Below are 21,846 nucleotides of genomic sequence, written 5' to 3' on the forward strand. Positions count from 1 at the left end.
CGGGAAACCGGATCGGACGACCGGCGGTCGGACCGGGGACGGCGGCTCTACAGCAGATCGCGCAGGGCCCGGTCCCGGATCATGAGGGCCGCCCGTTTGCCGGGCAGGTCGACCTCGGCCGAGAACCGGAAGCCCCCGCTCAGGAACGCGGACACGGACGGGGTGTTGCGGAGATCGGGTTCGGCGACGACCCGGGCGCACGCGGGACGCCGGTCGAGCACCTGGTCGGCGACGGCCCTGAGCAGGGTGGAGCCGAGGCCACGCCCGCGGTCGGCGACACCGCCGATGAGGAGATGGACGCCGGTGTCGTGGGGGCGGGCGGGGTAGTGGCGCGCCAGCGGATCGAGATCGGCGCGGTAGATCTCCCAGTAGCTCATCGGGGTGCCGTCGAGCACGCCGAGGCAGGGGACGCTGCGTCCGTCGCCGTCGAGCTGCCGCCGCAGATGGTCCTCGACCACGGTCTCGGGTCCGGCCAGCTCCCAGAACTCCGCGACGGCCGGATCGTTCATCCAGCGGTGGACGAGGGGCACGTCACGGCCGGACCGCACCGGGACGAGCTGGAAGACACCCGCGGGTGTCTTGGCCGGTCCCCAGCCGCCGACCTGGTCGAGAAGGTCGTCCTCGACCGGGAAGGGGTCCGGGGAGCCGTACGGGTCCCGTCCCGAGGAGCCGTACGAGGAGCTGTACAGGTCCCCTCCCGGGGAACCGCCCGTGGAGCCGTCCGGAATCCCGTACGCGGCCGTCCCCTCCCCCGTCCGGTCGCGGGCTCCGGTGTCCGCGGCGAACAGCGCGATCAGTTCGTCGGTCAGGCGCAGGTCGAGGGTGTCCTCGCAGTCTGTGCTCGGGCGCGGGGCGGATCCGGTGGCCGCTTGGTCGGCGGACCCGGATCCCGGGTCGGCTCGGGGGGCGCGGGCGGTACCGGCGTCGGTGCTCTCGTCGGTGGGAGGCACGGCGACGCTCCTCTCGGGAGACGGGACGGGTCATGTCCCTCAGGAATGGAGGGGGTTGGAGATGGTGACGTAGACGGACTGGGTGTCGACCGGGCCGACGAGCTCGTCGAGGCCGTGCAGCCGGGTCAGCAGGTTGGCCTTGCAGCGCAGGGCGGGCGAGTCGAGCAGCAGGGCGGGCAGCGGGCTCCGCATCCGGTTCGGGCCCGTGGCCGCGCCGTCGAGGAAGCGCCGGAACGCGGCGAGCAACAGGGCTTCGTCGGCGAGTCGTTGGGAGCCGAACGCCCCGATGAGGCCGAACACGTTGTTGATGCCGAGGTAGTAGGCGAACCGTTCGTCGGTGACCTCGTCGGAGACGAAGGTGTCGCTGTGCGCCCCGATGCCGGGCAGCCGGGCGTCGAGTTCGGCTCGCCGGGACTCGCGGAAGTAGTAGCCCTGATTGTCGCGGTAGCGGCCGCCGGTGGGCCAGCCGTCCGGGTCCAGCTGGAGCAGGGTGTTCTGCTGGTGCGCCTCCAGGGCGATGCCGGCCTCGCCGTCCAGCCAGAGCACGGGGCGCACGACGTGTTCGAGGTAGCGCAGGAACCATTCGGTGGCGACGGCGCCGCGCGGCCGGCCGGTCCGTCCGGCGAGCCCGGTGACGATCTCGGCGAGCCGGGAGCTCATGAAGGGGCCGCGCTCGGCCGGGTTGTGCGTGCCCAGGCGGGCGTACGGCCGGGGTGAGACCAGCCCGGCGACGCAGCCGATGTCGTCCGACGGTCCGAAGGGGTTGTGCCGGATCATCACGTCCAGCCCGGGGACCGGGGTGCCGTCGAGGCCGTCTACGGCGAGCCAGGACGGGTCGCGGACGATGTCGAATCCGGGGTGGACGGACTGCCACTGCTCGAACAGGCCGCCGCGCAGCAGGCGGTGGACCTCCGCACCGCGGTGGAGCTCCTTGCGGAGGTTCTCCCGGCGGGAGTTGGTGATGCGCAGCCCCAGCGACAGCTTCAGCATCGCGGGCGCGCCGGGCCGGTAGACGGTGCGGACGGAAGAGGTCGGGTGCCACGGGTCGCCCTGCGGGCCGAGGTCCTGGAGCAGTCCCGCGTCGAGCAGGGCCGCGGTCTCGGGGCGCCGCCGGACCTCGCGCATCTGCCAGGGGTGCAGGGGCAGTGCGGCGGCGTAGCCGTACGGAAGGGACAGGCCGGGGCCGGCCAGGCGCAGGGTCAGCTGTCCGGCCGACACGGGCCGGCCGCGCTCCGTCCACGCCGAGTCGGACGCGAGCACCGAGGGGGCGACGGCCATCCAGTGCAGCGGGAAGGAACCGCGCAACTCGGGTGAGTAGAGCGCCCCTTCCGTGTCGGAGAGGCCGTCGCGCCCCTTCGGCGTGGGGTGCAGGGGATGCCCGAGGAGGAGCGCCTGTTCGGCGGCGAGGAAGCGGTCGGGGGTGTCGGCGGGGCGCTCCCTGCGGTCCCGGATGAACACGGCGGTGCGCCGCACCGAGTCGGCGACGCGGCCGACGAGGTCGGTGCCCTCCCCGGCGGGGCTGTCCGTGGGGGCGGCGGCAGCTTCGCCCGGTGCTGCGGCCGGGGCGGTTCCCGGTGCGGCAGCCTGGTCGGCTCCCGGTGCCGGGTGGCTCGCGCCGGGGGCCGGTGCCGTGGCGGCGGGTCCCGCGGCTGCGGTTCCTGTAGGGGCCGTCTGCCGTGCGAGCAGGGCCGCCACCATCACCGCGTCGACGGCCGGCGCGGATTCGGGGGCGCCGGCGAGGCGGGGCGCCCCGAAGCGGTGCCAGCCGGAGGGCGACCAGTGACGGACGGGGACGAGCAGGGCCGTTCCGCTGGCCGGGAGCGCGATGCGCAGGGTGCCGTCGTGCGGGGCGGCCAGGTCGTTCTCCCGCACCCAGCAGCGCAGCAGGTTCTCGACCGCCGCCGCCTGCGCCGCCGTACGGATGTCGGGATGATCCAGCAGGTCCGGCAGGGCAGGCAGGTCGACGCCGGGGCCGCCCGGCCGCCCGGGCACACCGGCCGCCTCCTTCTGCCGGGGCAGGGACTCGGGACCGAGTGGGTGCGGGACCGGCACGGCCACGGCCGTCCGCTCGTACGGGGAGGGCGGGCCGTCGGGTGCGGGGCTGGCGTTCACGAGAGGTTCCTTGCGGGTGGTTCGGGCTCGGGCGGTGACGAGCCGGGGCGGAGCCAGATGATCGGCTCGGGTGGTGACGAGCCGGGTTGGGGCCGGATGGTCGGCACGGACAGTGACGAGCCGCGTTGGGGCCGGGTGGTCTGATCGGGTGGTGACGAGCCGGGTTGAGGCCGGATGGGCGGCGGTGACAGTGACGAGCTGGGGTGGAGCCAGGTGGTCGGCTCAGCCGATGACGAGCCGGGTCGGGGCCGAGAGGTCCGGCTCGCGCGGTGACGAACCGGGGAGGAGCCGAGTGGTCGGCCCGGGCGGCGACGAACCGGGCTGGGGCCGGGGACCCCCGATCCGGCGGTGACGAGCCGGGACGGACCGGGACGTCCGGCTCGGGCGATGACGAGGCCGGGCGACACCAGGAGGTCCGGCCCGGACGATGCCGAGCCAGGGCCTGCCCGGCGTGTGTCGGGCCGACCCCCTCGCATGCCCGGCGGGCCTCCGCACCCGGTCCTCACAGAGGCGCGCCCCCACGTCTGGTCCCGTCCCCGCCGACGCGCAGTTCCTCCCGTGCCGTCGAGCTCACCGCGCTCACCGCGTCCGCGAGCCGGTCGAGCACCGCGGAGGTCTGTTCGTCGCTGATCGTCAGGGGAGGCAGGAGCCGCACGACGCTCGACCGGCGGCCTCCCAGTTCCACGATCAGACCGCGGCGCAGGCACTCCCGCTGGACGGCCGCGGCGAGTTCGGGTGCGGCGGGGCGGGGACCGCCAATGCCAGGGCCGCCGGAGGCAAGGCCCCCCGAGCCGGAACCCACAGAGGCAGAGTCCTCGGAAGCAGCGCCCCCGGACGCGGGCCTCTCGGGGTCGAGCCCGTCACAGTTGGATGGCAAGGGCCCTTCAGGATCGACGAGTTCGAGGCCGATCATCAGACCGCGGCCGCGCACGTCACCGACGATGGGGAACTCCGCCGCGAGCGAGCGCAGCCGCTCCAGGATGCGGGCGCCGACGGTGGCCGCACGCTCGGCGAGTCCATGTTCGCGGACGTACGCGAGGGTCGCCGCGCCGGCGGCCATGGCCAGTTGGTTGCCGCGGAACGTGCCTGCGTGGGCGCCCGGCTCCCAGACGTCGAGGTCGTCGCGGTAGACGACGACCGCCAGCGGCAGGCTGCCGCCGATGGCCTTGGACAGCACCATCACGTCCGGGGTGATCCCGCTGTGTTCGACGGCCCAGAACGCGCCGGTCCGGCCCACCCCCGTCTGCACCTCGTCCACGATCAGGGGGATGGACCGGGCCTCGGTGATCGCGCGCATCCGCCGCGTCCAGCCGTCCGGGGCGGGAATGACCCCGCCCTCGCCCTGGACGGGTTCGAGGATCATCCCGGCGGGGAGCGGAACGCCCGACTTGGTGTCGTCGAGGAGGGACTCCGTCCAGCGCGCGCCCAGTTCGGCACCGCGATCGCCGCCGACGCCGAACGGGCAGCGGTAGTCCTGCGGATAGGGCAGGCGCGCGACCCGTACGTCGGTCGCGCCGCCGGATGCCTCGAGCGCCCCCGCGGTCATGCCGTGATAGGCGCCGGCGAAGGCGAGCATGCCGGTGCGGCCGGTGGCCGCGCGCACCAGTTTGAACGCGGCCTCGACGGCGTCCGTCCCGGCCGGCCCGCAGAACTGGACCCGCGCGCGCTCGGCGAACCGCGGCGGGAGCGTGCGGAACAGTTCGGTGGTGAAGGCGTCCTTGACCGGGGTGGCGAGGTCCAGGACGTGCAGGGGCGCCCCCGAGTCGAGGACCTTCCTGACCGCCTCCAGGACGACGGGGTGGTTGTGCCCGAGGGCGAGGGTCCCGGCTCCGGAGAGGCAGTCGAGATAGCGGCGCCCGTCGGCGCCCTCGATCGTCAGCCCGCGGGCCCGCACGGGAACGATGGGAAGGGCACGCGCGTAGGTGCGTGCCGCCGATTCACGCGCCGACTGGCGCCGCAGAATGCCCTCGTGCGCGGCGCGCGCCCGCTCGGCCGCTCCGGCGCCGGTGTCCCGCGCCCCCTCGGATTCCCCTGGCGCCCCCACCGGCACCACCGCTGACTCGGTCACGGCCACGACTGCAGGTCCTCCCGCTGTTCAGAGGCGAGTTGGCAGGAGGGTCCGGACGCAGGCGGCAGGCCCCCCGTACGTACCAACGACGCCGGTCGCGATGGGAAGCGGGTGAAACGGGGGTTCCTTGCCGGTTCTTTGCCGGGGACCGCCGGACGGCGTCCCGGTGACCGCCCGTCAAAGCGCGTCATGTGCCTTGGGCGCGCTCCCCCGTAGCTGAACCGTTGCCGTTCCGTCGGATGGCCCGCATGGCGAACGCATAGTCTGTGATGCCGTTCGGCCGTGCCGGACGAACAGCTCAGGCGCCCGCAGACGCACCGCACCAGTTCCCAGACACGCAGGGGGAGTCACACCATGCGATCCATACGCCCGCCCTTCGCCGCCCGTCCAGGCGGGAGCGCGCGCCGCAGAACGTCCCCCGTCCTGGCGGCCGTCGGCCTCGCCGCCGCCCTGGCGCTGACGGCCACGGGCTGCGGCTCGGGCAGCGACACGGCGAGTGGGGAGCCGACCGCGAGCGCGTCCCAGGCGGGCGACGGAAAGATCCAGATCCCGGACGACATCAAGAACAAGCTCAAAGAGCACGGCATCGATGTCGACAACTGGAAGAAGGGCGCCTGGAAGAACTGGGACAAGGACGAATGGCTGCGCCAGGCCGACGACTTCATCAACCCGATCATCAAGGGCCTGTGGAATCCCGACCGTATGCGCGGGGCCGACGACCCCGACAAGGACAAGGGCGTCGACGAGAACGACCTCAGCGGTGACCAAGGCGTCACCGACCCCGAGCCGGCCCCGGTGACGGCGCAGGCCGTGAAGACGTCGTACCACTCCAGCGTTCCGGTGGCGGGCAAGGTGTTCTTCGACGCCCCCGAGGGCACGATGGTCTGCTCGGCGACGGTGGTCGAGGACCCGGCGCACCCGGGCAAGTCCAACCTCGTGTGGACCGCGGGCCACTGCGTGCACGCCGGCAAGAAGGGCGGCTGGTACCGCAACATCGCCTTCGTGCCGTCCTACAACGACCAGGGCAGGACCGAGGCCCAGCTGCAGAACGCCCCGCGCGAGGAGGTCGCTCCGTACGGTGTCTGGTGGAGCGACTGGGCGCAGACCTCGGACCAGTGGATCGAGCAGGGCGGGTCGACGGGCGGTCAGGGAGCCTCGTACGACTACGCGGTGCTGCACGTGACGCCGGAGAAGGGCAGCGGCGGCAAGTCCCTGGAGGAGACGGTGGGTTCGGCGCTGCCGGTGAACTTCAACGCGCCGGCCGTGCCCAAGGTCTCGAGCATCACGGCCACCGGGTACCCGGCCGCTGCCCCGTTCGACGGGCAGAAGATGTACCAGTGCACCGACAAGCCGGGACGGCTGTCCGTCGCGCAGGCCGACCCGACGATGTACCGCATCGGCTGCACGATGACCGGCGGTTCCTCGGGCGGCGGCTGGGTGGCCACGGGTTCGGACGGCAAGCCGGCCCTGGTGTCCAACACCTCGATCGGCCCGGTGAAGTTCGGCTGGCTGGCGGGTCCGCGGCTCGGCGACGTGGCCAAGGGTGTGTACGACTCGGTGAGCAAGAAGTTCGCCGGGCGGTGACACGCGGGACGTGACGGTCCGGACACCCGGTCACGGCACCCCGTCACGGCGAAGGCCCGCCCCCTCGGAAGGGGGCGGGCCTTCGTGCGTCCGGTCGCCCGCGGGGCGGGCCGGTCCGGCTGTCTAGCGGAGCGCGGGCTCCGCCACGTACGGGGCGAGGTCCGCGGCCAGTTCCTCGTGGACCCGCACCTTGAGCAGGGTGCCCTCCGCGGTGTGCTCCTCGGAGATCACCTCGCCCTCGGTGTGGGCGCGGGCGACCAGCTTTCCGTGCGTGTACGGAACGAGTGCCTCGACCTCGACCGAGGGGCGGGGCAGTTCGTTGTCGATCAGCGCGAGCAGTTCGTCCATGCCCTGGCCCGTGCGTGCCGAGACCGCGATGGAACGCTTCTCGATCCGCAGGAGCCGCTGGAGCACGAGCGGGTCCGCCGCGTCCGCCTTGTTGATCACCACGATCTCGGGGACCTTGGTGGCCCCGACGTCGGTGATGACCTCGCGCACCGCGGCCAGCTGCTCCTCCGGTGCCGGGTGCGAACCGTCCACGACGTGCAGGATCAGGTCGGCGTCGCCGACCTCCTCCATGGTGGAGCGGAACGCCTCGACCAGGTGGTGCGGCAGGTGGCGGACGAATCCGACCGTGTCGGCCAGGGTGTACAGCCGCCCGCTCGGGGTCTCGGCCCGGCGCACGGTCGGGTCGAGGGTGGCGAACAGGGCGTTCTCGACGAGTACGCCCGCACCTGTGAGGCGGTTGAGCAGGGAGGACTTGCCGGCGTTGGTGTACCCGGCGATGGCGACCGAGGGCACCTTGTTGCGGCGGCGCTCCTGGCGCTTGATCTCGCGGCCGGTCTTCATCTCCGCGATCTCCCGGCGCATCTTCGCCATCTTCTCGCGGATCCGGCGCCGGTCCGTCTCGATCTTGGTCTCACCGGGACCACGGGTGGCGAGACCGCCGCCCTTGCCGCCGCCCATCTGGCGGGACAGCGACTGACCCCAGCCGCGGAGCCTCGGCAGCATGTACTGCATCTGCGCGAGCGCGACCTGCGCCTTGCCCTCGCGGGACTTGGCGTGCTGGGCGAAGATGTCGAGGATCAGGGCCGTACGGTCGATGACCTTGACCTTGACGACGTCCTCGAGGTGGATCAGCTGGCCCGGGCTCAGCTCACCATCACAGATGACGGTGTCGGCGCCGGTCTCGATCACGATGTCCCGGAGCTCGTTGGCCTTGCCGGAACCGATGTACGTGGCCGCGTCGGGCTTGTCTCGGCGCTGGACGACGCCGTCGAGCACGAGTGCTCCCGCGGTCTCCGCGAGCGCGGCCAGCTCGGCGAGCGAGTTGTCCGCGTCCTGGATGGTTCCCGAGGTCCAGACACCGACGAGGACGACGCGCTCCAGGCGGAGCTGTCGGTACTCGACCTCGGTGACGTCCTCGAGCTCGGTGGAGAGGCCCGCCACACGGCGCAGGGCCGCGCGCTCGGAGCGTTCGAACTGCTCGCCGTCCCGGTCTCCGTCGATCTCGTGGCTCCAGGCGACGTCCTCTTCCATCAGGGCATCGGCCCGAAGACCTTCGGGGTAGTTCTGCGCGGAAGTCTGCGCGTCCTGGGAAGGGGAAGAAGAGGAGGTCATTGGATCCTTACGTAGATGGGATGAGCCGCCGGCCGGCGAATGCCGTCCGTCACAGGGAACAACGTCCGCGGCCACCGGGAGATTCCCGGTTCCGGCCCGGCCTACCCCTCGCGGGGGCCGCGCCACCGGCTCGAAGATGGTCGCACGGCACGGCCGGGCGCGTCACGCGACTTATCGTGACCCGCCGGACACCGGCCGGGCACCCGCGGGCGTCGCCGCGCGCGGGGTGCCGTCGAGCGCCCGACCGCGGTGCGCCGGGACGGCTCCCGACGCCCCGGGTACCCGCCCGAGCCGCGTCCTCACCTGCTCTTCCGTGCCTTCGGGGCGTCGCTCTTCCAGTCCGGGTGCCCCGGCATCGGCGGGGTCTTCTCGGCGTACAGCCACGCGTGGAAGAACCCGCGCAGATCGCGGGCGGCGACGGCGGAGGCGAGGTCCACGAAGTCGGACGTCGAGGCGACGCCGTCGCGGTTGACGGTCACCCACGTGCGCTCCAGGCGGTCGAAGGCCCGCTGCCCGATCTCCTGGCGCAGCGCGTAGAGGGCCAGGGCGGCGCCGTCGTAGACGTTCGGACGGAAGATGCTGATCTTCTGGCCGGGCTGGGGGCCCTTCGGCCGGGCCGGCGGTCCGCCGCCGGCGCGCCAGGAGTCGGACAGCCGGTAGGCGGCCTTCATCCGCTTCTCCATCGGCTTGTGCGCCTTCTCCTCGGCGTACAGCGCTTCGTACCAGGTGGCGTGCCCTTCGTTGAGCCACACGTCGGACCAGGTGCGGGGGGTGACGCTGTCGCCGAACCACTGGTGGGACAGCTCGTGCACCATGACGGAGTCGACGTACCACTTGGGGTAGGCGGGCTGGGTGAACAGTTCCTTCTCGAAGAGCGAGAGCGTCTGTGTCTCCAGCTCGAAGCCGGTCTGCGCCTGGGCCATCAGGACGCCGTAGGTCTCGAAGGGGTACCGGCCGACCTTGCTCTCCATCCAGGCGATCTGGCCGGGGGTCTCCTTCAGCCACGGTTCGAGCGCGGCCCGGTCGGCGGTCGGCACCACGTCCCGTACCGGCAGTCCGTGCGGGCCCTGGCGGTGCAGCACGGTGGAGCGGCCGATGGACACCTGGGTGAGCTCGGTGGCCATGGGGTGTTCGGTCCGGTAGGCCCAGGTGGTGGTGCCCCGGGACCGGCGGGTGCCCTCGGGCAGACCGTTGGCGACGGCCGTGTAGCCGTCGGGGGCCGTCACACGGATGGTGAACAGGGCCTTGTCGGAGGGGTGGTCGTTGCAGGGGTAGACCAGGTGCGCGGCGTCGGCCTGGCCGGCCATCGCGAGCCCGTCCTTGGTCCGCACCCAGCCGCCGTCCTGGCCCTTGGCGCTCACCGGGTCGCTGGTGTGCCGCACGGTGATGCGCAGCGGGGTCCCGGCGAGCAGCCGCTCGGCGGGGGTCACCACCAGGTCCTCGCCGGCCTCGGTGAAGCGGGCCGGGGCTCCGTCGACCTCGACCGAGCGGACGCTGCCGTGCGCGAAGTCGAGGTTGATCCGGTCGAGCGTCCCGGTGGTCATGGCGTCGATGGTGGTGACGGCCGTGAGCGGCTTGTCGTTGCTGCCCGAGTAGGTGAAGTGGAGGTCGTACGACTCGACGTCGTACCCGGGGTTGCCGAGGGTGGGGAAGAGACGGTCGCCCACTCCCAGGGGCACGGCGGGGTCCGGGGCGCTCGCGGCGATCAGGCAGACGGAGACGGCCGAGGCGAGCAGGGCGGCCGTGACGCGACGGCTCCTCGGGCGTACGGGCGTGGGGGTGGCGTTGAGCGGCATGGACCACGGCTACCAGCGGGCACCGGCTCCGCGCCGACGACTCGCGCCCGGCCCACCCGAACGGGTAGGCGCCGGGGCTCATTGGGGCCAGCGCGCGATGTCCGTGCCCGGGCGCCCGCGCACGGTCCGGACGGATCACCTGCGCGGCCCGGACGGATCACCGGCACGGGTCGGACATCGCCGGCACGGGTCGGCCGGGAATCCCGGCCGCGGGGACGGAAAGTCCGCGGGGCTCCGCGCCGGCGTCCGACGAACCCACCGGGCGCCGGCCCGCCGCCCACCGTCGTGCTGCCGGCCCACCGTCGTGCTGCCGGCCCACCGTCGTGCTGCCGGCCCGCCGTCGTGCTGCCGGCCGGCCCTCGGCGCCGCCCGGTCTACTGCGGGGCGGTCGCCGGATGCTGCGGGCGGCTCACGTCGTACACGCCGGGTACGTTGCGCATGGCGCGCATCAGCCCCGGGAGGCAGGCGGCGTCCGGGAGTTGGAGCGTGTAGGTGTGGCGTACGCGCTGCTGGCTCGGGGGTTCGACGGTCGCGGAGACGATGGCGACGCCCTCGGCCGCGATGGCCTCGGTGAGGTCGGCCAGCAGGTGCGGGCGTCCGAAGGACTCGGCGAGCAGGGTGACGCGGCACTCGGCGGTGTCCCCCCAGCGCACTCCCACCTCCGGGCGCCCCGCGCTCTTCATGCGCGCCGCTCCGGCGCATTCGACGCGGTGCACGGTGACCACTCCCCCGCGGACGGCGAAGCCGGTCACCTCGTCGGGCGGTACGGGCGTGCAGCAGCCGGCCATGCGCACGGTCGCGCCGGGCGGTTCGGTGACGGCGCTCGCGGGGCGGGCGGGCCCTGACGCGGCGGGGCGGGCGGCCTGGGTCCCGGCGGGGCGGGCCGGGGCGGCCGCGGGCGGGCGGGGGCCGGTGGCGGAGGACGCGGACGCCTCCTCGCCGCCGGGCGCGGGGTGCGCGGCCATCCAGCGCTGGATCGCGATCCGGGCGGCGGGCGTGTGCGCGTGCTCCAGCCACTCCCTGGACGGCTCGGAGGCGGGGTCCTGGCCCATCAGGAGCTGTACGGTGTCGCCGTCCTTGAGGACCGTGCTCAGCGTCGCCAGGCGGCCGTTCACGCGGGCACCGATGCAGGCGTGCGCGTCCTCGCCGTACTGCGCGTAGGCCGCGTCGACGCAACTGGCGCCCTCGGGAAGGCCCAGCGAGCCTCCGTCGGCGCGGAAGACGGTGATCTCCCGGTCCTGGGCGAGGTCTTCGCGCAGGGTCGACCAGAAGGTGTCCGGGTCCGGGGCGCCCTGCTGCCAGTCGAGCAGCCGGGAGAGCCAGCCGGGCCGGGTGGGGTCGGCGCGTTCGCCCTCGAAGGGACGGTCGCCGCCGCCGTCGGGCTGGTCCTCGGCCGGGGCGGTGTAGGGATTGCCGAGCGCGACGACTCCGGCCTCGGCGACCTTGTGCATCTGGTGGGTGCGGATGAGGACTTCGGCGACCTGGCCGTCGCCGCGGGTGACCGCCGTGTGCAGCGACTGGTACAGGTTGAACTTGGGGACGGCGATGAAGTCCTTGAACTCCGAGACCACCGGGGTGAGACAGGTGTGCAGTTCACCGAGGACGCCGTAACAGTCGGCGTCCTCGTTCACGAGTACCAGGAGGCGTCCGAAGTCGGCGCCGCGCATCGGGCCCCGTTTGCGGGACACCCGGTGCACGGAGACGAAGTGCCGTGGCCTTATGAGGACTTCGGCCTGGATCCCGGCGTCGCGCAGGACCGTGCGTACCTCCTCGGCGATCTCCGCGAGGGGGTCGTCGTCGCGGTTCGCGTTCGCGGAGATGAGCTCCCGGGTGTGCTCGTACTCCTCGGGGTGCAGGATCGCGAAGACCAGGTCTTCCAGTTCGGTCTTGAGCGCCTGGACGCCGAGGCGCTCGGCGAGCGGGATCAGCACGTCCCGGGTCACCTTGGCGATCCGCGCCTGTTTCTCGGGGCGCATCACCCCGAGGGTGCGCATGTTGTGCAGCCGGTCCGCGAGTTTGATCGACATGACCCGGACGTCGTTGCCCGTGGCGACGAGCATCTTGCGGAAGGTCTCGGGTTCGGCGGCGGCGCCGTAGTCGACCTTCTCCAGCTTGGTGACGCCGTCGACCAGATAGCAGACCTCGTCGCCGAACTCCTCCCGCACCTGATCGAGCGTCACTTCCGTGTCCTCGACGGTGTCGTGGAGCAGCGACGCGGTCAACGTCGTTGTCTCGGCGCCGAGTTCGGCGAGGATCAGGGTCACCGCGAGCGGGTGGGTGATGTACGGCTCGCCGCTCTTGCGCATCTGGCCGCGGTGCGAGGACTCCGCGAGCACCCACGCCCGGCGCAGGGGCTCCAGTTTGGCGTCGGGGTGGTGGGCCCTGTGGGCCTCGGCCACGTGCCCGATCGCGTCCGGCAGCCGGTCGCGGGTCGTGGACCCGAGCAGCGCGGCGCGCCCGAGACGGCGCAGGTCGATCCGGGGCCGGGCCTTCTTGCGGTGCGCCGGGGGCACCTCCGGCTCCATCGACGCCTGGCGCCGGGTGGCGGGCGTGGCGGGGCCGGGCGTCGCTGGATTCGTCGCCTCCGCACTCATGGGCACCTCCGGCTGCGTCGGACCGGCGGACGGGTGCCCCAGGGCGGACTCGGCTCAAGGGATGGTGTCGCTCCCCCGTCCGGGCCGGTGCTTGATGCTACCGACCCCACCACGCCCGGCTGACCGCCTCTCGCCGAGCGTGAAACGGATCACCCAATCGAGCGAAGGTTTTGGGGTTTACGGTTTCGATTTTCTGGAAGGGACGGCAAGGACGTACGACGTCCTTCCTGCACGACATCCGGGCACACCACACCGTGGCGGGCCTGTACGGCATACGGAACGCCGGACCGCGGCGGCGCAGGTACGCCTCCGGAAGGCCGGCCCGCGGCCGCGCCGCTCAGCGCAGCGCGCCGTCCAGCCAGTCGGCGTCGATCTCGCCCTCGGCGACGATGACGGCCGGGCCCGTCATCTCGATCTCGCCGTCGGGGTGCTCGGTGATGACCAGGCGTCCGCCGGGCACGTCCACGGTGTACGTCGCCGGGGTGCCGGTCACGGCGGGGTCGGCCGCGTCACGGCGGGCGGTGGCGACGGCCACGGCGCAGGCGCCCGTGCCGCAGGAGCGGGTCTCGCCGGAGCCGCGCTCGTGGACGCGCAGGGCGACATGGCGCGGGCCGCGGTCGACGACGAACTCGACGTTGACCCCGTCCGGGTAGACCGAGGCCGGGGCGAACGGCGGCGGGGTGAACAGGTCGCCGGCGTGCTCGAGGTCGTCGACGAAGGCGACGGCGTGCGGGTTGCCCATGTTCACGTTGCGGGCGGGCCAGCTGCGCTCGCCGACGCTCACGGTGACCTCTCCCTCGGGGAGGCGGGCCTTGCCCATGCCGACGGTGACGTCCCCGTCCTTCGCGATGTGCACGGGCTTCACACCGCCGCGTGTGGCGACCGCGATGTCCCCTTCGGCGACGTGTCCGGCGCGGTGGAGGTAGTGGGCGAACACGCGCACTCCGTTGCCGCACATCTCGGCGACCGAGCCGTCACCGTTGCGGTAGTCCATGAACCACTCCGCCTCGGCCGCCATGTCCTTGGCCTCGGGGTGCGCGGCGGACCGCACGACGTGCAGCAGCCCGTCACCGCCGATGCCCGCGCGGCGGTCGCACAGGGCGGCGACGGCGGCGGGAGACAGGTCGATGGCGTTCTCCGGGTCCGGGATGATCACGAAGTCGTTCTCGGTCCCGTGGCCCTTGAGGAAGGCGATCCGCGTGCTCATTCCTCGATCGTACGGGGTCGGTCCGCGGGGCCCGTCCGCGCGGGGGCCCGCCCACGCGGTCCCGGTGCGGCCGGGTCGGGTCAGGGTCGGGTCCGGTCAGGGTCGGGCCGGGTCCGGTCGGGCCGGAGCGATCCAGTGGTCCGGCGTCAGCGCAGCCGGGCCACGCGTCCGACGGCGAGCACGGCCACCGCGGCGACGATCACGACGTAGGCGAGGACCACCCGCCAGTCGGCGCGCCGGCCGGAGCCGCGCGGCGGCAGGCCGGGCAGCGCGTAGCCGACCCGGCGGGCGGCCATCATGCCCCAGCCGGCGGCGCACAGACAGATCAGCAGCCCGAGCATGGCGACCACGGCGCCGCCGTCACCGAACTCGAACGCGAGCGGGAAGGCGAACATCAGGGAGCCGGTCGCGGCCAGCGCCACGATCGGCGCGAGCTGCCAGATGCGCAGCAGCCGCTGCGGGCGCAGCTCGACCTCGACCTCGGGCTCCGGGGACATCTCGCCGGGTCCGGGACCGTCGGCGATCACCCCGCCGGGGGTGTCCTCCTCGGGGCCGTCGGAGCTCAGGCGCTCTCCGCCCAGCTCCGGCTCGACGCCGTGGTCGGCGTCCGGATCGATGCTCAGACGAACTCCGTCCCGATCAGCACCGTATTCGGTGCCTCGTGCAGTGTCGCGAGGGCCGGCCTCCATCGCCACGCGCCCTCCCAACTCGGATTTCACTGGTCGATCGAAGCTCGATGATGGCACGGCGCCGGAGGCCCGGATGACGGCCGGAGCGTCCCGATGCCATGACGTGATCAGGCTGTGACCGGTCGTTCGAGCAACGCCAGTGCGAGTTCCGGGAGTTCTGTGAGATCCGCCGCAGCCCCACTGAGCCAATGCACCCGGGGGTCGCGCCGGAACCATGAATCCTGACGGCGCGCGAAGCGCTTGGTGGCGCGAACGGTCTCGGCCCGGGCGTCGTCCTCCGTGCACTCCCCGGCGAGCGCCGCGAGGACCTGCTGGTATCCGAGCGCGCGGGAGGCGGTGCGCCCGGCGCGCAGTCCCTGCGCCTCCAGCGCCCGCACTTCGTCCACGAGCCCGTCCTCCCACATCCGGTCCACCCGGCGGGCGATGCGCTCGTCCAGCTCGGGGCGGGCCACGTCGACGCCGATCTGAACGGTGTCGTAGACGGAGTCGTGTCCGGGCAGGTTGGCGGTGAAGGGCTTGCCGGTGATCTCGATGACCTCGAGGGCGCGGACGATACGGCGGCCGTTGCTCGGCAGGATCGCCTGCGCGGCCCCGGGGTCGGCCATGGCGAGCCGGGCGTGCAGGGCTCCGGAGCCGCGCAGGGTGAGCTCCTCCTCCAGGCGGGCGCGCACGGCCGGGTCGGTGCCGGGGAACTCCATCTTGTCGACGGCCCCGCGGACGTAGAGTCCGGAGCCGCCCACCAGGATCGGCCAGCGCCCCTCGGCGAGCAGCGCGTCGATCCGGGCGCGGGCGAGCCGCTGGTACTCGGCGACGCTGGCGGTGACCGTCACGTCCCAGATGTCCAGGAGGTGGTGCGGGACGCCGGCGCGCTCGGCGGGCGTCAGCTTGGCGGTGCCGATGTCCATCCCGCGGTAGAGCTGCATCGAGTCGGCGTTGACGACCTCGCCGCCGAGGCTTTCGGCGAGGAAAACGCCCAGATCGGACTTTCCTGCCGCGGTCGGTCCGACGACGGCGATGACCCGGGGTGCGGGGGGTGCGCTGCTCACGGTCCCAGTCTCGCAAACCCCGGGACCTCTCCCGCAACGAGCCGCGTGACGCGACGGTTCCGGGTTCGTTCCCCCCTTGCGGGGTTCCGGCCGCCGGTTCGGTGAACCGGCGGCCCGGGTGACGCGACGAGCCGCCCCGGGCGACGCGGAACCCCACCCTCACGAGTAACGTATGGAGCTGATATGGGCGTTTTTGAACGGCTTCTCCGGAGGTCGAAGGCCGTCGAGGAGGCACCGGTCGCCGCGCAGCCGGTCGTCACGGACGAGCAGGTGACGGTCGATGCCGAGGACTCGTCCGGGAGCGGGGACGAGGTGACGGAGGACACCGCCGGAGCCGTCACCGCCGCCACGGAGGACGTCGAGATCCCCCGGCAGCAGACCGCCGACCAGGCCCCCGACAACGAGGCCGGCAAGGGCTCCCGCACATAACGGTCCTGCGAGGGAAGGCGAACCATGGGTCTGATGGACAATCTGAAAGCCAAGCTGGAGCCCGCGAAGGACAAGGTCTCCGGGCTCGCGCAGCAGCACGGGCACAAGGTCGCCGACGGTCTCGACAAGGCCGCGAAGGTGGTCGACGAGAAGACGAAGCACAAGTACAGCGACAAGATCCACACGGGCACCGACAAGGCGAAGGACGCCATGGACCGCCTCGCGCACAAGGACGGCGGCGAGGACACGAGCCCGCCCGACGGGCGGACGCCGCCGCAGGCCTCCTGAACGAACCGGGCGCCGACGGTGCCCGCCCCGCACACCGGATCCCGGACCGCTGCGCGACGGTTCCGGCGGCGGCACGCATCGGCGGACGGCCGCGAAGAAGCGAGCGTTCTTCCGGCCGTCCCCCGCGTCCCGGCGCCGGTTGCTACGACCAGGCCGCCACGAGGTATCCCACTCCGTAGGGCGCGTCGTCGTGGAGCAGTGCGCCGCCGAGCCCCGCGCCCTCGGCCGCGCCCGCGAGGACCTGCCAGGGCGCGCGCCCGGCGGCCTTCAGTTCGTACGCCAGCGAGACGTCCAGCACCTTGAGGGCCTCGACGTCGGCCGCCCCGAGCGCCCGTGCGACCTCGGCGTCGAAGCCCTCGGCACGCTCGTCGAGATAGCCCGGGGCCTTGAGGGTCCTGCACGCGCTGGCGTCCCCCATCACCAGCAGGGCAACGCGCGGGGCCCGGGCGCCGATCTGCTCCCCGACCCGGACGCACCGCTCGGCCTCCAGGGGTTCCCCGACCCCGAGTCCCTCCACCGGGGCGTCGGACCAGCCGGTGCGCTCCAGCAGCCAGGCCGCGACGGCCAGGGAGGTCGGCAGTTCCCGTACGGTGTCCGCGCCGCCCGCGCCGGTGTCCGTTGCCGCCGCGTCAGGGCTCGCTCCGGCCGCGCCCGGGCGGCCGAGGCACACGTCGAGGTCGACCCCGAATCCGCCGAAGGACCCGCGGCTGCCCTCCGGATGGGTTCCGCGGCCGCTCTTCTCGGCCGGGCCGACGACGACCAGGAGGTCGGGGCGGGACGCGGCGAGCACGCCGAGGGCGTCCGTGCACGCGGCGCGCAGGGCGTCCAGCTCGGGGGCCGCGCCGGCGGCGACCTCGGGGACGAGCAGCGGAGGGCAGGGGCAGACTGCGGCGGCTACAAGCATGAGCCGCAGCGTAACCGCCGTACGGCCGCACCAGAGGGGTCACCACCGCCCCAGGAGGCCGGTCACCCCGCCCGTACGAGTCGATCACCGACGCTGGAGGCGTACGTCACCACGCGCGCACGAGTCGATCCCCGACGCTGAAAGCGCGCATCACCACGCGCGCACACGGCCGATCCCCGCGGCAGGACGAGTCGATCGCCGACGCCGGAAACGTGCCACCACGCTCGCACGAGGCCGATCACCACGGCCGGACACGCGGACCCCGCGGCAGGACGAGTCGATCGCCGGCGCTGGAAGCGGCCCCCGGCCCCGCGGGCGCTGGAAGCGGCCCCGGCCCCGCCGGCCTGCGCGCGGGTCCGGGTCTGGTCGGTGCGTGCGGTCAGTCGCAGCCGCAGCCGCTGCCCGTGGCGACCGGGACGGGCGCCGGGGCACCGATCTTCGGCAGGCCCAGCATGACGCCGGCCGGCTTGGCGGCCTCGGCGGCGTTGCGCTTCTCCCAGGCGTCTCCCGCACGGGTGCGGCGCACGTCCAGGACGGCGCCCTCGGCGAGCAGATGGTGCGGGGCGGCGTAGGTGATCTCCACGGTCACCACGTCACCGGGGCGGACCTCGGCGTCGGGCTTGGTGAAGTGGACCAGCCGGTTGTCGGGGGCGCGGCCGGACAGTCGGTGGGTGGCACCGTCCTTGCGGCCCTCGCCCTCGGCGACCATCAGCTCCAGGACGCGGCCGACCTGCTTCTTGTTCTCGTCCCAGGAGATCTCCTCCTGGAGGGCGACGAGACGCTCGTAGCGCGCCTGGACGACCTCCTTGGGGATCTGCCCCTCCATGGTGGCCGCCGGGGTGCCGGGGCGCTTGGAGTACTGGAACGTGAAGGCCGCGGAGAAGCGGGCCTCGCGGACGGCGTGGAGCGTCTGCTCGAAGTCCTCCTCCGTCTCGCCGGGGAAGCCCACGATGATGTCGGTGGTGATCGCCGCGTGCGGGATGGCGGCCCGGACCTTCTCGATGATCCCGAGGAAGCGCTCCTGGCGGTACGAGCGGCGCATGGCCTTCAGGACGGTGTCCGATCCGGACTGCATCGGCATGTGCAGCTGCGGCATCACGTTCGGGGTCTCGGCCATGGCGGCGATCACGTCGTCGGTGAAGTCGCGCGGGTGCGGCGAGGTGAAGCGCACGCGCTCCAGGCCCTCGATCTTCCCGCAGGCGCGCAGCAGCTTGCTGAAGGCCTCGCGGTCGCCGATGTCGCTGCCGTAGGCGTTGACGTTCTGGCCGAGCAGGGTGATCTCGGAGACGCCCTCGCCGACCAGCGCCTCGATCTCGGCCAGGATGTCGCCGGTCCTGCGGTCCTTCTCCTTGCCGCGCAGCGCCGGGACGATGCAGAAGGTGCAGGTGTTGTTGCAGCCGACGGAGATCGACACCCAGGCCGCGTACGCGCTCTCGCGGCGGGTCGGCAGTGTGGAGGGGAATGCCTCCAGGGACTCGGCGATCTCGATCTGGGCCTCTTCCTGGACGCGGGCGCGCTCCAGGAGGACCGGCAGCTTGCCGATGTTGTGGGTGCCGAAGACGACGTCCACCCAGGGAGCCCGCTTCACGATGGTGTCGCGGTCCTTCTGGGCGAGGCAGCCGCCCACCGCGATCTGCATGCCGGGGCGCTTGGTCTTCATCGGCGCGAGACGGCCCAGGTTGCCGTAGAGCTTGTTGTCGGCGTTCTCGCGGACGGCGCAGGTGTTGAAGACGACGACGTCCGCGTCGCCGTCCGCGCCCTCGGGAGCCCGTACGTAACCGGCGTCCTCCAGGAGCCCGGAGAGCCGCTCGGAGTCGTGGACGTTCATCTGGCACCCGTAGGTGCGTACTTCGTACGTCTTGGATTCCTGAACGTCCACTGCCTGACTCCGGTCGCCGCTGCTCATGGGACAAGGGTAGGCGGTGCCGGGAGTACGTCCCGACGCCGGAGGCCGCGCACCTCCCCGGGCGGTGACAGGACGTACGGATTCCGGTACCCGGTGTGCGGTCCGTGCCGGGTCAGGTGCCCAGTGCGACGAACCGCTCGGCGACGGTCGCCGCCGCCGTCCCGAGCAGGATCGTGTAGTGGTTGGTGCCCTTGATCAGTTCGGCGGCCGGTCCTCCCGGGCCGCCGGTCCATCGTTCGACGAGGGACTCCGGCAGCATCGGCGGCTCCTGGCCCAGCAGTCCGAGCGGCGCGTGCAGCAGCAGGGCCGGGACGGCCGGTGCGGCGAGCGCGTCCGCGAACAGACCGGTGGAGGTCAGCAGCTCACGCCCGTCCTGGCGTACGGCCTCCTCCCGCACCTTCGAACGCCGGGCACCCGTGGGTCCTGTTATGTCGTAGCGGACGTACGCCTCCATGTCGGCGTTCCAGTGCGGGCCGAGCGCCGGGTGTGCGCGGAAGAAGTCGACGTAGGCGTCGTCCGTCCCGAACGTCCGGTCGAGCCGGGCCAGCGCCGGTCCGAGCGTGGTGTCGAGGACGGCGTCGAGGTCCGCGCCGGGCGGGACGGTCAGCGGCAGGCCGCCGTCCACGAGCAGCAGCCGGTCGAACAGCCCGGGGCGGCGCGCGGCGGCGGTCAGCGCGGTGTACGCGCCCATCGAGTGGCCGGTCAGTGCGACGGGCCGGCCGTCGCCCAGGTCCGTGGCCAGTCGGCACAGGTCATCGGCGTGCCGGACGAGCCCGTACGGTCCCGGGGTGTCCGCGCTGCCGCCGCGTCCACGCAAGTCGGGCGCGAACAGACTCCACTCGTCCGGGAGTTGGCGGGCCACGCCACGGAAGGACATTCCGGATCCGGTGATTCCGTGGGCCGCGAGGGCGGTCCGCGGGCCCTGACCGAACCTCAGGACGCGCAGGGTTCCGCCGTCGACGGGCAGATCGAGTTCGGCGGGCTCGTTCATGCGGCCTCCTGGTCGTGGCGGGAATCCGTGGGGTGACGGCCGACGTACGGCCTCCCTCGTGGGGGCATACCCCGGATCTACGCGTCCGGCGCGCTCCACCCCTGCCGTCGCAGCACCTCCGACACGTCCGGGGCCCGGTAGTGCTCGCCCTTGAGCACCTTGCCGTCGGACCTGCGGGCGACGTGGCCGTCGGGGCCGATCTTCGTCATATTGGCGCGGTGGATCTCGGCGATCACCGCGTCGAGGTCGATCCCGTGGACGAGGGCGGTGCCGTACGCCACGTAGACGACGTCGGCGAGCTCGTGCGCGAGCCGGTCGAGCGGGCCGTCGACCGCGACCTCGGCGACCTCGGCCGCCTCCTCCGCCAGCAGTTCCCCGCGGTGCGCGGCGAGCTCCGGGGAGACCTCGGTCGGGGTGCCGCGGACGTCGAGCCCGAAGGCCTGGTGGAACGCGCGGACCAGGGACGCCGGGGAGGCGGGCGCACCGGGCGCCAAGGAAGCGGCCGCGGAAGACGGCGCGGGAGAGGCGGGCGGGGGGACCTGCGGCGGCGAGGACGACTGCATCCGGCGAGCCTACCCATCCGCCGGAACCCGTTCCCCTGGCCAGGACCGGGCCCGGGCTGGCAGGATCGCGCGCATGTTCCAGGCACTCCCCCGCATCGGCCGGCGACGCGCACTGTTCGGCTCCGCGGCCGTCTTCGCGGTCGTGGGGCTGCTGCTGTGGTGGCTGCTGCCGCTGGGCGAGGAGTCCCCCCGCGGGACGATCACCTTCAGCACGGGCACCCCGACCGGGGTCTACCAGATGTACGGCAAGCTCCTGCAGGGCGCGATCGCCAAGGACATGCCGCAGCTCGACGTGCGGCTGCTCAACAGCGACGGATCGCAGGAGAACATCAGCCGGGTGGCCACCGGCAAGGCCGACTTCACCATCGCCGCGGCCGACGCCGTGGAGACCTACCTCCTCCAGCACAAGCCGGGAGCGAAGCGGCTGCGCGGCTGTTCCCGGCTCTACGACGACTATGTGCACCTGGTGGTGCCGCGCAGGTCGCCGGTGCAGTCCGTGGCGGATCTGAAGGGCATGCGGGTCGCCGTGGGACCGAGCGGTTCCGGGGTGCGGCTGATCGCGAACCATGTGCTGGAGGCGGCGGGGCTGGATCCCGGCAAGGACATCGAGCCGCTCGCCGACGGCATCGCGACCATGCCCGAACTGCTCGAGGACCACAAGATCGACGCGTTCTTCTGGTCGGGCGGTCTGCCGACGAACGCCGTTCAGAAGCTCTCGAAGGCCGACGACATCCGGCTGGTGCCGATCGGCAACGACCTGGTCGAGAAGCTGCACGAGCAGGGCGGCGGCTCGCGCTACTACCGGTCCGCGGTGATGCCCGCCGACGCCTACCCCGAGGCGCAGCGCGGCTCGGCCGTGCCGACGCTGGCCGTGGCCAACTTCCTGATCACCCGGGAGGACGCGGACGCGGACCTCACCGAGGAGCTCACCCGCACGGTGATCGCGAGCCGCGACCGCATCGGCGCGGTGGTGCACGCGGCCCAGCTGGTGGACCTGCGGACGGCGATCTACACCGACCCGCTGCCGCTGCACGAGGGCGCGCGCCGCTACTACCGGTCGATCAAGCCGTAGCGCCGCCCCAGCACGGGGCCGGGCGGG

Annotated in this window: 17 protein-coding genes; 4 read left to right on the forward strand and 13 right to left on the reverse strand. The window is 72.9% G+C overall.

The window, feature by feature from the left end; translation table 11 throughout:
• Positions 1–47 precede the first annotated feature (47 nt).
• The 3 genes from IO36_RS15475 to IO36_RS15485 all read right to left on the reverse strand — a co-directional run bounded on the left by IO36_RS15475 (position 48) and on the right by IO36_RS15485 (position 5,136).
• The gene (locus tag IO36_RS15475; protein WP_037620281.1) at positions 48–950 is read right to left on the reverse strand and encodes a GNAT family N-acetyltransferase; all 903 of its coding nucleotides are present in this window, start codon (positions 948–950) and stop codon (positions 48–50) included.
• A 39-nt stretch (positions 951–989) separates the two neighbouring features.
• Entirely contained in the window at positions 990–3,062 is a 2,073-nt protein-coding gene (locus IO36_RS15480; protein ID WP_037620284.1) for an IucA/IucC family protein, read from the reverse strand.
• A gap of 502 nt (positions 3,063–3,564) precedes the next feature.
• Positions 3,565–5,136, reverse strand: coding sequence for a diaminobutyrate--2-oxoglutarate transaminase family protein (locus IO36_RS15485; RefSeq protein WP_063764868.1), 1,572 nt, complete (start codon positions 5,134–5,136; stop codon positions 3,565–3,567).
• 348 nt (positions 5,137–5,484) lie between these two features.
• Here IO36_RS15485 and IO36_RS15490 point away from each other — a divergent pair, with 348 nt between their 5' ends.
• A complete protein-coding gene (locus tag IO36_RS15490; protein ID WP_037620287.1) occupies positions 5,485–6,714 on the forward strand; it encodes a trypsin-like serine peptidase in 1,230 nt (409 codons plus the stop codon).
• 123 nt (positions 6,715–6,837) lie between these two features.
• Here the strand turns inward: IO36_RS15490 and hflX are convergent, their stop codons facing one another.
• From hflX to miaA, 6 genes are all read right to left on the reverse strand, one after another.
• Positions 6,838–8,334 carry a GTPase HflX gene (hflX, locus tag IO36_RS15495; RefSeq protein ID WP_037620289.1) on the reverse strand — a complete coding sequence of 499 codons (1,497 nt, stop codon included), beginning with the start codon at positions 8,332–8,334 and terminating at the stop codon, positions 6,838–6,840.
• Between the two features lie 299 nt (positions 8,335–8,633).
• Positions 8,634–10,130 (reverse strand): M1 family metallopeptidase, encoded by a 1,497-nt coding sequence (locus tag IO36_RS15500; RefSeq protein ID WP_037620290.1) that lies wholly within the window; start codon positions 10,128–10,130, stop codon positions 8,634–8,636.
• Positions 10,131–10,504: 374 nt separating this feature from the next.
• Positions 10,505–12,724 (reverse strand): RelA/SpoT family protein, encoded by a 2,220-nt coding sequence (locus IO36_RS15505; RefSeq protein WP_037620292.1) that lies wholly within the window; start codon positions 12,722–12,724, stop codon positions 10,505–10,507.
• 337 nt (positions 12,725–13,061) lie between these two features.
• Positions 13,062–13,931 (reverse strand): diaminopimelate epimerase, encoded by an 870-nt coding sequence (gene dapF, locus IO36_RS15510; protein ID WP_037620293.1) that lies wholly within the window; start codon positions 13,929–13,931, stop codon positions 13,062–13,064.
• A 146-nt stretch (positions 13,932–14,077) separates the two neighbouring features.
• On the reverse strand, positions 14,078–14,620 hold the full coding sequence (locus IO36_RS15515) for a hypothetical protein (protein WP_037620294.1): 543 nt from the start codon (positions 14,618–14,620) through the stop codon (positions 14,078–14,080).
• Positions 14,621–14,727: 107 nt separating this feature from the next.
• Entirely contained in the window at positions 14,728–15,666 is a 939-nt protein-coding gene (gene miaA / locus IO36_RS15520) for a tRNA (adenosine(37)-N6)-dimethylallyltransferase MiaA (RefSeq protein WP_037620296.1), read from the reverse strand.
• 183 nt (positions 15,667–15,849) lie between these two features.
• Here miaA and IO36_RS15525 point away from each other — a divergent pair, with 183 nt between their 5' ends.
• Positions 15,850–16,095: a hypothetical protein gene (locus IO36_RS15525; RefSeq protein WP_037620298.1), complete on the forward strand. Its 246-nt coding sequence runs from the start codon at positions 15,850–15,852 to the stop codon at positions 16,093–16,095.
• Positions 16,096–16,119: 24 nt separating this feature from the next.
• The gene (locus IO36_RS15530) at positions 16,120–16,383 is read left to right on the forward strand and encodes an antitoxin (RefSeq protein WP_037620301.1); all 264 of its coding nucleotides are present in this window, start codon (positions 16,120–16,122) and stop codon (positions 16,381–16,383) included.
• Between the two features lie 142 nt (positions 16,384–16,525).
• Here IO36_RS15530 and IO36_RS15535 read toward each other — a convergent pair whose 3' ends face one another.
• The 4 genes from IO36_RS15535 to IO36_RS15550 form a co-directional block, all read right to left on the reverse strand.
• On the reverse strand, positions 16,526–17,287 hold the full coding sequence (locus tag IO36_RS15535; RefSeq protein ID WP_037620304.1) for a class III extradiol dioxygenase subunit B-like domain-containing protein: 762 nt from the start codon (positions 17,285–17,287) through the stop codon (positions 16,526–16,528).
• Positions 17,288–17,666: 379 nt separating this feature from the next.
• Positions 17,667–19,193, reverse strand: a complete 1,527-nt coding sequence (gene miaB / locus IO36_RS15540) for a tRNA (N6-isopentenyl adenosine(37)-C2)-methylthiotransferase MiaB (protein WP_107065718.1) — start codon at positions 19,191–19,193, stop codon at positions 17,667–17,669.
• A gap of 112 nt (positions 19,194–19,305) precedes the next feature.
• Positions 19,306–20,184 carry an alpha/beta fold hydrolase gene (locus IO36_RS15545; protein WP_037620306.1) on the reverse strand — a complete coding sequence of 293 codons (879 nt, stop codon included), beginning with the start codon at positions 20,182–20,184 and terminating at the stop codon, positions 19,306–19,308.
• A gap of 77 nt (positions 20,185–20,261) precedes the next feature.
• Complete coding sequence (locus IO36_RS15550; RefSeq protein ID WP_078943220.1) at positions 20,262–20,747, reverse strand: pyrophosphohydrolase domain-containing protein; 486 nt, start codon at positions 20,745–20,747, stop codon at positions 20,262–20,264.
• A 73-nt stretch (positions 20,748–20,820) separates the two neighbouring features.
• Here IO36_RS15550 and IO36_RS15555 point away from each other — a divergent pair, with 73 nt between their 5' ends.
• Positions 20,821–21,819, forward strand: a complete 999-nt coding sequence (locus tag IO36_RS15555) for a TAXI family TRAP transporter solute-binding subunit (RefSeq protein WP_037620308.1) — start codon at positions 20,821–20,823, stop codon at positions 21,817–21,819.
• Positions 21,820–21,846: the final 27 nt, after the last annotated feature.

The organism is Streptomyces aureus, assembly GCF_000725495.1.
In the GTDB taxonomy this organism is placed as follows: domain Bacteria; phylum Actinomycetota; class Actinomycetes; order Streptomycetales; family Streptomycetaceae; genus Streptomyces; species Streptomyces aureus_B.

What these genes read in the sequence shown, in the direction of transcription:
- IO36_RS15530 (WP_037620301.1), top strand. Translation starts at nt 16,120, where the DNA reads ATGGGTCTGATGGACAATCTGAAAGCCAAGCTGGAGCCCGCGAAGGAC.
- IO36_RS15500 (WP_037620290.1), bottom strand. Translation starts at nt 10,130, where the DNA reads ATGCCGCTCAACGCCACCCCCACGCCCGTACGCCCGAGGAGCCGTCGC.
- hflX (WP_037620289.1), bottom strand. Translation starts at nt 8,334, where the DNA reads ATGACCTCCTCTTCTTCCCCTTCCCAGGACGCGCAGACTTCCGCGCAG.
- IO36_RS15505 (WP_037620292.1), bottom strand. Translation starts at nt 12,724, where the DNA reads ATGAGTGCGGAGGCGACGAATCCAGCGACGCCCGGCCCCGCCACGCCC.
- IO36_RS15535 (WP_037620304.1), bottom strand. Translation starts at nt 17,287, where the DNA reads ATGCTTGTAGCCGCCGCAGTCTGCCCCTGCCCTCCGCTGCTCGTCCCC.
- IO36_RS15555 (WP_037620308.1), top strand. Translation starts at nt 20,821, where the DNA reads ATGTTCCAGGCACTCCCCCGCATCGGCCGGCGACGCGCACTGTTCGGC.
- IO36_RS15550 (WP_078943220.1), bottom strand. Translation starts at nt 20,747, where the DNA reads ATGCAGTCGTCCTCGCCGCCGCAGGTCCCCCCGCCCGCCTCTCCCGCG.
- dapF (WP_037620293.1), bottom strand. Translation starts at nt 13,931, where the DNA reads ATGAGCACGCGGATCGCCTTCCTCAAGGGCCACGGGACCGAGAACGAC.
- miaB (WP_107065718.1), bottom strand. Translation starts at nt 19,193, where the DNA reads ATGAGCAGCGGCGACCGGAGTCAGGCAGTGGACGTTCAGGAATCCAAG.
- IO36_RS15525 (WP_037620298.1), top strand. Translation starts at nt 15,850, where the DNA reads ATGGGCGTTTTTGAACGGCTTCTCCGGAGGTCGAAGGCCGTCGAGGAG.
- IO36_RS15545 (WP_037620306.1), bottom strand. Translation starts at nt 20,184, where the DNA reads ATGAACGAGCCCGCCGAACTCGATCTGCCCGTCGACGGCGGAACCCTG.
- IO36_RS15515 (WP_037620294.1), bottom strand. Translation starts at nt 14,620, where the DNA reads ATGGAGGCCGGCCCTCGCGACACTGCACGAGGCACCGAATACGGTGCT.
- IO36_RS15490 (WP_037620287.1), top strand. Translation starts at nt 5,485, where the DNA reads ATGCGATCCATACGCCCGCCCTTCGCCGCCCGTCCAGGCGGGAGCGCG.